The following is an 11999-nucleotide window of genomic DNA, read 5'->3' as shown; positions in this document are numbered from 1 at the left end:
AGATAAAGATGGAGTGGAGTCTGACGCAGAATAAGCTGCTGGCGTTTCACCGCTTGATGCGTACGGATAAGCCAATCGGCGCCTTACTGCTGCTCTGGCCTACGCTGTGGGCACTGTGGGTGGCGACCCCAGGCATGCCGCAACTGTGGATCCTGGCGGTTTTTGTCGCTGGCGTTTGGTTAATGCGCGCCGCCGGATGCGTGGTGAATGATTATGCCGACAGGAAATTTGACGGGCACGTCAAACGCACCGCGAATAGACCGCTGCCGAGCGGGGCTGTCACCGAGAAAGAAGCCCGAACGCTGTTTGTGGTACTGGTGCTGCTGGCCTTCCTGCTGGTTTTGACCCTCAACACGATGACCATTTTGTTATCCGTTGCGGCATTAGCATTAGCGTGGGTTTATCCGTTTATGAAGCGCTATACGCATCTGCCGCAGGTGGTGCTGGGGGCGGCGTTTGGCTGGTCGATCCCGATGGCGTTCGCCGCCGTGAGTGAGTCCGTACCGCTGAGCTGCTGGCTGATGTTCCTTGCGAATATTCTCTGGGCGGTGGCTTATGATACGCAGTACGCCATGGTTGACCGGGATGATGACCTGAAGATCGGCATTAAATCGACCGCGATCCTGTTCGGTCAGAACGACAAGCTGATTATTGGTATTTTGCAGGTAGGCGTGCTGGTGCTGATGGCGCTGGTGGGCTGGTTAAACGGGTTAGGACTGGGCTATTACTGGTCTCTGCTGGTGGCGGGCGCGCTGTTTGTCTATCAGCAGAAACTGATCGTCAACCGTGAACGTGATGCCTGCTTTAAAGCGTTTATGAACAATAACTACGTCGGTCTGGTGCTGTTCTTAGGCCTGGCAATGAGCTACTGGCATTTTTGATTTTGGCTTAGCCTGCAAAATAAAAAACCGGTCATTTTGAACTGCACCCAAAAAGTTGGACACCCAACGAAGTAAGGTGCAGTTCAAAATGACCGGTTTTTTATGCTTACTCGCCCTGAGTGGCGCTCTCGATAGTCAGACGCACATCTGACGTGACCAGTTCGGCCAGCATCTGATAGATCTTCATCGTCTCTTCCGGTTCGGCATCTCCGGTATCGCTGATGAATCCCTCGTCACGCAGCGTCAGCACCAGAGAGCTGAACACGGCTTTATCGAAGAATTCCGGCGCGTTAATGCCGTGCAGCACTGAGAGGCGTTGCGCCACGGTGCGGCTCTCTTTTTCCAGCGTGCCACGGTTGATGGACGGGTTCGCGCTCAGCAGCCAGAAGGTAATGGCGTAGCGCTGCAACGTCTCGCGAGCACCTGCCGCCAGCAACTGTAGCGTGCGGGAGCGGGCTGGATTGATATGCAGTTCGTCATCGGTCAGGGTGATGAGTCCCTGGCGCTGCATTTCGCTGGCCAGTTCATCAATTACCCCGGCAAGCTCATCACGCTCCCAGCGTAAGAACAGCTCCGCTTTCAGCATCGGGTACAGCGCATCAATATGCTGCTGCAATGCGGCGCGTGAAATACGACGATGCTGAGTCACAATGGCTGCCATCAACGAAGGCAGAACCAGCATATGCGCAATATTATTGCGGTAGTAGGTCATCAATACCGCCTGCTCGCGCGGCAGAATAATGATGTCACCGATGGTGTCTTTCTCGACCTCAAACTTGTTCATCTGCAAGGCGTGGTCGATCAGTTCACTGGCACTCTGCGCAGGAACAGTAGCATCCGCCGCGTACGGCACGTTGCGCAGCAGGCTCAGGTAGCAGTCAAGCTGCTCGGTCAGCTGTTCACGGGTCAGAGAGCGCTGGCGGGAGGCCAGTAAAGCAGTACAGCACAGGTTCATGGCGTTGGCCGCGCCTGCGTTGTTAATGCGCACCATCAAATCGGCGGCAATGTTATTCACCGTCGGCGTCAACCAGGCCGGGCGGATAGACTCGATAGGGTCAATAGATTCACGCCACTCCGGCACATGCTGGTTGAGGTAAGTCATCAATGGCATTGGTTCACCAAAGTTGACGTAGCCCTGACCCAGGTTACGCAGCTTGCTTAAGCCACGCAGCATTTGCGGCAGACTTTCTTTCTCTTTCGTCGCGCCACGCAACTCTTTCGCGTAGGTGCCCACTTCCATTACGTGCTCATAGCCGATGTAAATAGGTACGAGGGTAATAGGGCGCGTACCGCCGCGCAGCATCGCCTGAATAGTCATCGACAGCGTGCCGGTTTTCGGGTCGAGCAGACGACCGGTACGTGAACGGCCCCCTTCGACAAAGTACTCAACCGAGTAGCCGCGGCTGAACAGCTCGCCCAGGTATTCGCGGAATACGGTGGAATAGAGCTTGTTGCCCTTGAAGGTACGACGAATAAAGAACGCGCCCAGACGGCGGAAAATCGGACCCGCTGGCCAGAAGTTCAGGTTGATACCGGCTGCGATGTGCGGCGGCACCAAACCCTGATGGTACAGAACGTACGACAGCAGCATATAGTCCATATGGCTGCGGTGGCACGGAACGTACACGATTTCATGCCCATCGTGCGCCAACTGGCGTACACGTTCAGCATTATGAACGTTAATCCCCTGATACAGACGGTTCCAGGTAAAGCCCAAAATACGGTCCGTCAGACGAATCATTTCGTAGGAGAAGTTGGCGGCAATCTCTTCCATCAGCGCAATGGCATTTTGCTGCGCTTTTTCGTGGGAGATTTTTTTACTGCGCGCTTCATCTTCTACCGCACGAGCGATCGCTTTTGAAGCTAACAGTTTATTAAACAGATCCTGGCGGGCAGGGAGGCGCGGGCCGACAGCGGCCAGGCGCTGGCGAGCAAAGTGCATACGCGCCACGCGTGCCAGCTTCTGGGCGATGATCTTATCCGTACCGTGTTCATCCGCCATACGGCGCAGAGAGACCGACGGGGAGAAACGGACAAAACTGTCGCGACCCAGCCAGGACACCGCAAAGAATTTCTGTACGCCGTTTAGCATACGTAACGGCGGATTGACCTCGCCTTTTTCACGCCCCGGCGCACGGCCAAACATCACCGAAACCGGCACCATCTGCACATCCAGATCTGGATTGCTGCGATGCAAGTCGAGATAGTTGTGGAACAGCTTGATAGACTCTTCTTTCGGCGTGTAATAGGTGAATACACGCGGACCGCCGTGAATAAACACGTAGCGCGGTAACAGCGTTCCGTCTATCTCTAGTGGTTCCAGGGGATCGGGGAGGTCGTGCACCAGACATTGGGCACGCAGCGTCAGCAAGTCTGCTTTCGAATTGTACGGTAGGACGTACATAATGGGACGCGAAGTATCGAGTCCCAATTCCGGAGCAGGTTCTGCTGGAATAGACTTGCTTTTTACCAGGACGCTTAATGGTAAATTCAGTAATTTGTAGTAAATTCGTGGCCAGCCGGACATAAACGATGTAAAGCCTCTGGTTAATAATGCAAATGCGCTGCAAGGATATCAGAAAGTTTAGTGAATTTCTGTGGTATCCGGTCATACTTCGCGCTGCTTTGCCACACCCTGAACAAACGGGGTAACGTTACAATGACATTGACGCTAATAATGTAAAAAGGTTCTTTTTGATGGCCAATAATACCACTGGATTCACCCGAATTATCAAAGCAGCAGGTTATTCCTGGAAAGGTTTTCGCGCTGCATGGATTAATGAGGCGGCATTCCGTCAGGAAAGTGTTGCCGTCCTGCTGGGCGTCGCCATCGCCTGCTGGCTGGATGTTGATGCAATTACCCGCGTGTTGTTGATCGGTTCTGTGATGCTGGTGATGATCGTTGAAATCCTCAACAGTGCGATTGAAGCGGTAGTTGATCGTATTGGTTCTGAGTACCACGAACTTTCCGGTCGGGCGAAAGATATGGGGTCGGCAGCGGTATTGCTGTCTATTTTTGTCGCGCTGATCACCTGGGGCATTCTGTTGTGGTCGCATTTGCGATAAGGCTTCCACAACTGCATAAATCTCCTGTTTTTTGTGCAGTTTGCGGTTCCAAAATCGCCTTTAGCTGTATATACTCACAGCATAACTGTATATACACCCAGGGGGCGGAATGAAAGCGTTAACGGCCAGGCAACAAGAGGTGTTTGATCTCATTAGAGATCACATCAGCCAGACAGGTATGCCACCGACGCGTGCGGAGATCGCGCAGCGTTTGGGGTTCCGTTCCCCAAACGCAGCTGAAGAACACCTGAAAGCGCTGGCGCGTAAAGGTGTGCTGGAAATTGTATCCGGCGCATCGCGCGGTATTCGACTGTTGCAGGAAGAAGAAGAAGGGTTACCGCTTGTGGGGCGCGTGGCAGCCGGTGAGCCACTTTTGGCGCAGCAGCACATTGAAGGCCACTATCAGGTCGATCCTTCACTGTTCAAACCGAACGCCGATTTTCTGCTGCGCGTTAGCGGTATGTCGATGAAAGATATCGGGATTATGGACGGTGATTTACTCGCTGTGCATAAGACCCAGGACGTGCGTAACGGCCAGGTTGTTGTTGCCCGTATTGATGACGAAGTTACGGTTAAGCGTCTGAAAAAGCAGGGCAACAAGGTTGAACTCTTGCCAGAAAACAGCGAATTCAAACCTATCGTTGTCGACCTGCGCGAACAAAACTTCACTATTGAAGGGCTGGCAGTAGGCGTCATTCGTAACGGTGAATGGCTGTAATTTTCTGTTGAATCCCTGTAGGCCGGATAAGACGATGACGTCGCCATCCGGCAACGTGCCCGGTAGCGCTGCGCTTGCCGGGCCTGCATCACATTGTCCAGTACGTCTAACTTCTTCTCAGGCCCTCCTGTATGCCTTTCTTTACCTCTTCTGATAAAGCACTCTGGCACCTCGCCTTACCGATGATCTTCTCCAATATCACCGTTCCTCTGCTGGGACTGGTGGATACTGCGGTGATTGGTCATCTGGATAGTCCGGTCTATCTTGGCGGTGTTGCGGTTGGTGCTACGGCAACCAGTTTTCTTTTTATGCTGCTGCTTTTTTTGCGCATGAGTACCACTGGTCTGACCGCACAGGCATTTGGTGCGAAAAATCCACAAGCGCTGGCGCGCGCACTGGTGCAGCCGCTCATGCTGGCGCTGGGAGCGGGGTTGCTTATCGCACTGTTTCGTACGCCAATTATCGATCTGGCTCTGCACATTGTTGGCGGAAGTGAAGCGGTACTGGAGCAGGCCCGACGTTTCCTTGAAATTCGCTGGTTAAGCGCACCCGCCTCGCTGGCGAATCTGGTGCTGCTCGGCTGGCTGCTTGGCGTTCAGTATGCGCGTGCGCCGGTTATCTTGTTGATTGTCGGCAATATTCTCAACATTGTGCTTGATATATGGCTGGTGATGGGCCTGCATATGAACGTGCAGGGTGCGGCACTGGCAACGGTGATTGCTGAATATGCCACCTTGCTGATCGGCCTGATGATGGTGCGAAAAGTCCTGCATATGCGCGGAATTTCGCTGGCAATGCTGAAGCAGGCGTGGCGTGGCAACTTCCGCCGTTTGTTGGCACTTAACCGTGACATCATGTTGCGCTCGCTACTGCTGCAGCTCTGTTTTGGCGCTATCACGGTGCTGGGTGCGCGTCTGGGAGGCGATATCATTGCGGTTAATGCCGTTCTGATGACCCTGCTAACCTTTACCGCCTACGCGCTGGATGGATTTGCCTATGCCGTGGAAGCGCATTCGGGCCAGGCCTATGGGGCGCGAGATGGTAGCCAGTTGCTGGACGTCTGGCGGGCGGCCTGCCGACAGTCCGGTATTGTGGCTATTTTGTTCTCGTTGGTTTATGCCCTGTTTGGCGAGCAGATTGTTGCGCTACTGACCTCGCTGCCGCAAATCCAACTGCTGGCCGATCGCTATCTTTTCTGGCAGGTGGTGTTACCGCTGGTGGGTGTCTGGTGTTATCTGCTCGACGGAATGTTTATTGGCGCGACGCGCGCGGCAGAAATGCGCAACAGTATGGCCGTTGCTGCCACAGGATTTGCATTAACGCTGCTGACTTTGCCGTGGCTGGGAAACCATGGCTTGTGGTTGGCGTTAACGGTTTTCCTGGCGTTGCGCGGGCTTTCACTGGCCTTTATCTGGCGACGTCACTGGCGTAATGGAACCTGGTTTGCCTGAGCGGAATGGTTAAAAATTCCGAATAGTAAATAAAACCCAGAATCACTGACTACACTTATTCTCACGTCCAGCAAAAACAGCATGTGTCTGGACATGGCACTCTCGCTATTCACAACTTAACGATGAGGACTTGATGATGAATAAAGACGAAGTCGGCGGCAACTGGAAGCAGTTTAAAGGTAAAGTGAAAGAGCAATGGGGCAAACTGACCGATGATGATATGACGGTCATTGAAGGTAAACGTGACCAACTGGTCGGTAAAGTCCAGGAGCGTTACGGTTACGCGAAAGATCAGGCGGAGAAAGAAGTTAACGATTGGGAAAAACGTAATGATTACCGCTGGTAATTAACCCTTCCCTCCTGAGAGTACAAGGATGTACGCTCTCCCGCTTACCTAGCGCCCAACCTTCTTCTTCACCTGAATCGTATGGTCATGCTGGCACTCGCCAGGATGGCGGCAAGATTCAACTTCCACACAGGCCGGACACAGCCCGTGGGCTTCAATAACGTTATGCCGCAGTGCAAAGCCCATTTTTGCCGCCAGCGTATGCATAATGTCTTCCACACCTTCCGCACACTCTTCTTTTACCACGCCGCAGCGGTCGCAAATGAACATTGCAGAACTGTGGGTTGGCTGATCGAACAGATGACAAAGCACATAGCTGTTGGTGGATTCCACCTTGTGCACGAAACCTTGTTCCAGCAGAAAATCGAGCGCACGATATACGGTAGGTGGTTTAGCCTGTGGCTCAGTTTCCCGCAACAGGTCGAGCAGGTCATAGGCGCTGATCGCACCTTCCTGCAGGCTCATCAGGCGCAGTACTTCGAGGCGTTGTGGCGTAAGCCGCACGTTGCGTTGCGCGCAGAGTTTTTCAGCTTGAGCCAATAACTCTTGCGTAGTGGTTTTGTCCATTTGGCGCCTCGATTTGCGTGGAAGGTTAATCCCTTACTTTAACATGTTCTGCTTAAAACACCGAGATCCACCGTGGTGTGCTATACCTGACGCATCGCAATACTGGAAAATAACCATGAAAAGACCCGATTGTATTCGCCACTGGCGTGAGGTTGAGGGGGCTGATGACTCCACTTATCCTGACAGCGATGAGCTATTTGCTATTGGCGCGCCACTTGCCCGCAAGTTGGGGTTAGGACGACTCGGCATTCATCATGAACGCCTGCCGCCGGGTCGGCGCACGTCGTACCCGCACGCTGAAAGCGATGAGGAAGAATTTATCTACGTGCTGGAAGGTTATCCTGAGGCCTGGATTAACGGGTATTTATGGAAGCTGGAACCGGGCGACAGCGTCGGTTTCCCGGCAGGTACAGGCGTGTGCCATACCTTTATTAATAACACCAGTGAAGAGGTGCGCCTGTTAGTCGTGGGTGAGGCGAACAAAAAATACAATCGCATTTATTATCCGCTTAACCCGGTCTATGCCGCTACACGTGAGGATCGCTGGGTCGACCATCCGCCGCAGTTTTTTGGATCTCACGACGGAAAACCGGGGCGTAAATAGCGTTTATTTAGGGTCAGGGGGAGTGAGCCGCGAGGATGTGGCTCACTATCGTAACGGTCTATGCTATAGTAGCGCCCCTTTTTTAACCGGATGCTTGAATATTCGCCATGCTGCCTGAATCTCAGTCTACCGCTTTTCCCGCTCATCGTTTTTCTATCGCGCCGATGCTCGACTGGACGGACAGACACTGCCGCTACTTTTTGCGCTTACTGTCCAGCCAGACGCTGCTCTATACGGAGATGGTAACCACTGGGGCAATCATTCATGGTAAAGGCGATTATCTGGCGTATAGCGAAGAAGAGCATCCGGTCGCATTACAACTGGGCGGGAGCGATCCTGCGGCGCTGGCGCAGTGCGCAAAGCTCGCTGAACAGCGGGGCTATGACGAAATCAATCTCAACGTGGGTTGTCCTTCCGACCGCGTGCAGAATGGCATGTTTGGCGCCTGCCTGATGGGGAATGCGCAACTGGTCGCCGATTGCGTCAAAGCGATGCGCGACGTGGTGTCGATTCCGGTTACGGTGAAAACCCGTATCGGCATTGATGACCAGGACAGCTACGAATTCCTCTGCGATTTCATCAACACGGTATCTGGCAAAGGCGAATGTGAGATGTTTATCATTCACGCTCGCAAGGCCTGGCTGTCCGGGTTAAGCCCGAAAGAAAACCGCGAAATTCCGCCGCTGGATTATGACCGTGTTTATCAGCTAAAGCGTGATTTCCCGCATCTGACGATGTCGATCAACGGCGGCATTAAATCGTTGGAAGAAGCGAAAATTCATCTGCAACATATGGATGGCGTGATGGTGGGGCGTGAAGCTTACCAAAACCCAGGTATTCTGGCGTCCGTTGACCGTGAGATTTTCTCTGCCGCTACCGAAGATACCGATCCGGTCGCCGTGGTGCGCGCCATGTACCCGTATATTGAGCGTGAACTGAGTAAGGGAACCTATTTGGGACATGTGACACGCCATATGTTGGGGCTGTTTCAGGGGATCCCTGGTGCCCGTCAGTGGCGTCGCTATCTGAGCGAGAATGCACATAAAGCCGGGGCAGATATTAACGTTCTGGAGCACGCGTTGAAGCTGGTGGCAGACAAGCGTTAAGTTTTCACCAAAAGTTAGTTAATTTCACCACGCCCTGCGCTTTGTCGCAGGGCGTTTTCTTTATAAATCAACGCATTATTTTTGGCATGTTTCTTGTAAAGCAATGGAGAGAATTTCATTTCGGGAGAGAGCCATGCTGGAACTACTTTTTGTGATTGGATTTTTTATCATGCTGATGGTCACCGGCGTTTCTTTGCTGGGCGTTCTGGCCGCATTGGTCGTAGCCACCGCAGTGATGTTTCTGGGCGGACTATTTGCCTTGATGATTAAACTGTTGCCCTGGCTGCTACTGGCTGTTGCCGTGGTGTGGGTTATCAAGGCGATAAAAGCGCCAAAAGTCCCACAGTATCAGCGCAATAACCGCCGGTTTTACTAAGGTATTGAGCGGTACGTCACAACCTGCAACATTGCCTTTAGAACCAAATAGGAATTGATTATCAAATCTGTCACTATTGCCAGGTTAACGAATTCATCGAGCTGTACCCTACATACAGCCGAACTAAAAAAAGAAAGGGCTTCCTGCGGGAAGCCCTAATTCTTTCTTTCCCCGTCATAATTCAAACTCCAGGTGTGTTGGCTGCTTTCATTCACCCCAGTCACTTACTCCAGTAAGCTCCTGGGGATTCATTCCATTGCCGCCTTCCTGGAGCTTGAATTATTTAGGGGAAAATGATGGCGTTACGGAATCAGCAAACTCGATCCCTGCGTGGCCCGGCTTTCCAGTACTTCATGAGCACGCTGTGCATCGTGCAGTGCGAACGTCTGACCAGGCGCGACATCCACTTTGATCACTCCACTGGCAATTAGCGAGAATAGCTCATTGCTGGCCTCGGTTAATTCGCGGTGATTGGTGACATACCCCTGGAGTGAAGGACGGGTCACGTATAGCGAACCTTTCTGGTTCAGAATGCCTAAGTTCACGCCAGTCACCGGCCCGGAAGCATTACCAAAGCTGACCATTAGTCCCCGGCGCTGTAAACAATCCAGCGAGGCTTCCCAGGTATCTTTCCCTACCGAGTCATACACCACCCGCACTTTTTTACCGCCAGTTATCTCTTTCACTCGCTCAACAATGCTCTCTTCACGATAGTTAATGACCTGCCATGCGCCAGCCTGCAACGCAATTTGCGCCTTTTGCGCACTGCCGACGGTACCAATCAGCTTCGCACCCAATGCTTTTGCCCACTGGCAGGCAATCATGCCGACGCCGCCCGCAGCCGCATGGAACAAAAACGGCTCATCAGGCTGAATTTCATACGTTTTACGTAACAGATAAAAAACGGTTAGCCCTTTAAGAAACGAGGCGGCAGCTTGTTCAAACGAGATAGCGTTAGGCAGGATGGCGGCTTTATCGGCCGGAACGTTATGCACTGAGCTGTAGGCGCCAAGGGCAGACTGGGCGTACACCACGCGATCGCCAGCTTTAATGTGTGTCACTTTGCTGCCGACTTTGCTGACCACGCCTGCGGCTTCGGTACCCAGACCGCTGGGCAGGGAAGGCGGTGGATAAAGACCACTGCGGATGTAGGTGTCGATATAGTTGATCCCAATCGCTTTGTTCTCGACCTGGATTTCGTTTTCCGCCGGGTCTACGGGCGTAAACTCCACCGCCTTGAGTACATCAGGGCCACCATGCTTGTGAAATTCAATACGTGTTGCCATGCTTCCTCCAAAAGAAATGTGGTAATCTTTCGACCCAATCATTATCTCGGTAACTCCATTCACTATGGCAGGAAATAAACCCTTCAACAAACAACAGACTGATGCTCGTGAGCGCGATCCCCAGGTCGCCGGGCTGAAGGTACCGCCGCACTCGATTGAAGCGGAACAGTCGGTGTTGGGCGGTTTAATGCTGGATAACGAACGTTGGGACGATGTCGCCGAGCGTGTGGTGGCGGAAGATTTTTATACCCGACCGCACCGGCATATCTTCACGGAAATGCATCGCCTGCAGGAGATGGGAAAACCCATCGATCTGATCACGCTGGCAGAGTCGCTGGAGGTTCAGGGACAACTGGACAGCGTCGGCGGTTTTGCTTACCTGGCTGAGTTATCTAAAAATACACCAAGTGCGGCGAATATTAGCGCTTATGCGGATATTGTCCGCGAACGCGCCGTTGTTCGTGACATGATTTCAGTTGCGAACGAAATCGCTGAAGCCGGTTTTGATCCGCAAGGACGCTCCAGTGAAGATCTGTTGGACCTTGCAGAATCCCGTGTCTTTAAAATCGCGGAAAGCCGCGCTAATAAAGACGAAGGCCCGAAAAATATTACTGACGTGCTCGACGCCACCGTCGCGCGTATCGAGCAGCTGTTCCAGCAACCGCACGACGGCGTCACCGGGGTGAACACCGGTTATGACGACCTCAATAAAAAGACGGCTGGTTTGCAGCCGTCAGACTTAATTATTGTCGCCGCGCGTCCGTCGATGGGTAAAACGACATTTGCAATGAACCTCGTCGAAAATGCGGCGATGTTGCAGGATAAGCCGGTTCTTATCTTTAGTCTTGAAATGCCCTCAGAACAGATCATGATGCGTTCCCTGGCCTCGCTCTCACGCGTAGACCAAACCAAAATCCGTACCGGTCAACTGGATGATGAGGACTGGGCGCGAATTTCCGGAACAATGGGTATTTTGCTGGAGAAACGAAACATCTATATTGATGACTCCTCCGGCCTGACGCCTACGGAAGTGCGCTCGCGTGCCCGTCGTATCGCCCGTGAACATGGCGGTATCGGACTTATCATGATCGACTACCTGCAGCTGATGCGCGTGCCGTCGCTCTCCGACAACCGTACGCTGGAAATTGCAGAAATCTCCCGCTCGCTGAAAGCGTTAGCGAAAGAACTGCATGTGCCGGTGGTGGCGCTGTCGCAGCTTAACCGCTCTCTGGAACAACGTGCCGACAAGCGTCCGGTCAACTCGGATCTGCGTGAGTCCGGCTCCATCGAGCAGGATGCCGACTTAATCATGTTTATCTATCGTGATGAGGTTTATCACGAAAACAGCGACCTGAAAGGGATCGCAGAAATCATTATTGGTAAGCAACGTAACGGCCCGATCGGTACGGTGCGCCTGACGTTTAACGGTCAGTGGTCGCGCTTCGATAACTATGCGGGCCCACAATACGACGACGAATAAATCTCCGTCATCCTTCATGCTGCAGATGTGTTGACTACGCCCGTTCACCCCGATCACTTAGTTTACTAAGCTTCCGGGGATTCTCTGGCTTGTCGCCCTCCAGCAACACGAATGATTT

General features: G+C 52.9%; 12 protein-coding genes. 9 read left to right on the top strand and 3 right to left on the bottom strand.

Translation table 11 applies throughout. The features are described 5' to 3' along the window. The first annotated feature begins 8 nt into the window (after positions 1–8). Positions 9–881: a 4-hydroxybenzoate octaprenyltransferase gene (ubiA, locus tag OGY37_RS15465; protein WP_003826589.1), complete on the top strand. Its 873-nt coding sequence runs from the start codon at positions 9–11 to the stop codon at positions 879–881. Between the two features lie 106 nt (positions 882–987). On the opposite strand, the gene plsB is transcribed toward ubiA, so the two are convergent. Beyond that, positions 988–3408, bottom strand: coding sequence for a glycerol-3-phosphate 1-O-acyltransferase PlsB (plsB, locus tag OGY37_RS15460; protein WP_003826592.1), 2421 nt, complete (start codon positions 3406–3408; stop codon positions 988–990). 170 nt (positions 3409–3578) lie between these two features. On the opposite strand from plsB, the gene OGY37_RS15455 reads away from it, so the two are divergent. From OGY37_RS15455 to OGY37_RS15440, 4 genes are all read left to right on the top strand, one after another. Continuing rightward, positions 3579–3947 carry a diacylglycerol kinase gene (locus tag OGY37_RS15455; RefSeq protein ID WP_003826594.1) on the top strand — a complete coding sequence of 123 codons (369 nt, stop codon included), beginning with the start codon at positions 3579–3581 and terminating at the stop codon, positions 3945–3947. A 109-nt stretch (positions 3948–4056) separates the two neighbouring features. Then, a complete protein-coding gene (gene lexA, locus OGY37_RS15450; protein WP_003826596.1) occupies positions 4057–4665 on the top strand; it encodes a transcriptional repressor LexA in 609 nt (202 codons plus the stop codon). Positions 4666–4796: 131 nt separating this feature from the next. Further along, complete coding sequence (dinF, locus tag OGY37_RS15445; RefSeq protein WP_126319527.1) at positions 4797–6116, top strand: MATE family efflux transporter DinF; 1320 nt, start codon at positions 4797–4799, stop codon at positions 6114–6116. A 136-nt stretch (positions 6117–6252) separates the two neighbouring features. Continuing rightward, a complete protein-coding gene (locus OGY37_RS15440) occupies positions 6253–6462 on the top strand; it encodes a CsbD family protein (protein ID WP_003031706.1) in 210 nt (69 codons plus the stop codon). A gap of 48 nt (positions 6463–6510) precedes the next feature. Here OGY37_RS15440 and zur read toward each other — a convergent pair whose 3' ends face one another. After that, complete coding sequence (gene zur / locus OGY37_RS15435) at positions 6511–7029, bottom strand: zinc uptake transcriptional repressor Zur (protein ID WP_003031709.1); 519 nt, start codon at positions 7027–7029, stop codon at positions 6511–6513. Positions 7030–7144: 115 nt separating this feature from the next. On the opposite strand from zur, the gene OGY37_RS15430 reads away from it, so the two are divergent. From OGY37_RS15430 to pspG, 3 genes are all read left to right on the top strand, one after another. Beyond that, a complete protein-coding gene (locus OGY37_RS15430) occupies positions 7145–7633 on the top strand; it encodes a cupin domain-containing protein (protein WP_003031710.1) in 489 nt (162 codons plus the stop codon). A 107-nt stretch (positions 7634–7740) separates the two neighbouring features. Continuing rightward, positions 7741–8739 (top strand): tRNA dihydrouridine(20/20a) synthase DusA, encoded by a 999-nt coding sequence (gene dusA / locus OGY37_RS15425; protein ID WP_003826604.1) that lies wholly within the window; start codon positions 7741–7743, stop codon positions 8737–8739. Positions 8740–8872: 133 nt separating this feature from the next. After that, the gene (pspG, locus tag OGY37_RS15420; RefSeq protein WP_003031713.1) at positions 8873–9115 is read left to right on the top strand and encodes an envelope stress response protein PspG; all 243 of its coding nucleotides are present in this window, start codon (positions 8873–8875) and stop codon (positions 9113–9115) included. 302 nt (positions 9116–9417) lie between these two features. Here pspG and OGY37_RS15415 read toward each other — a convergent pair whose 3' ends face one another. After that, positions 9418–10401: a quinone oxidoreductase gene (locus tag OGY37_RS15415; RefSeq protein ID WP_003826608.1), complete on the bottom strand. Its 984-nt coding sequence runs from the start codon at positions 10399–10401 to the stop codon at positions 9418–9420. A 64-nt stretch (positions 10402–10465) separates the two neighbouring features. Here OGY37_RS15415 and dnaB point away from each other — a divergent pair, with 64 nt between their 5' ends. Continuing rightward, complete coding sequence (dnaB, locus tag OGY37_RS15410; protein WP_003826610.1) at positions 10466–11881, top strand: replicative DNA helicase; 1416 nt, start codon at positions 10466–10468, stop codon at positions 11879–11881. Positions 11882–11999: the final 118 nt, after the last annotated feature.

Origin of the sequence: Citrobacter sp. Cpo030 (assembly GCF_030333005.1) — a bacterium.
Taxonomy (GTDB): Bacteria; Pseudomonadota; Gammaproteobacteria; order Enterobacterales; family Enterobacteriaceae; genus Citrobacter; species Citrobacter portucalensis.
Note: the sequence above shows the minus strand (reverse complement) of the source record. Positions and strands in the feature narration are given on the sequence as shown.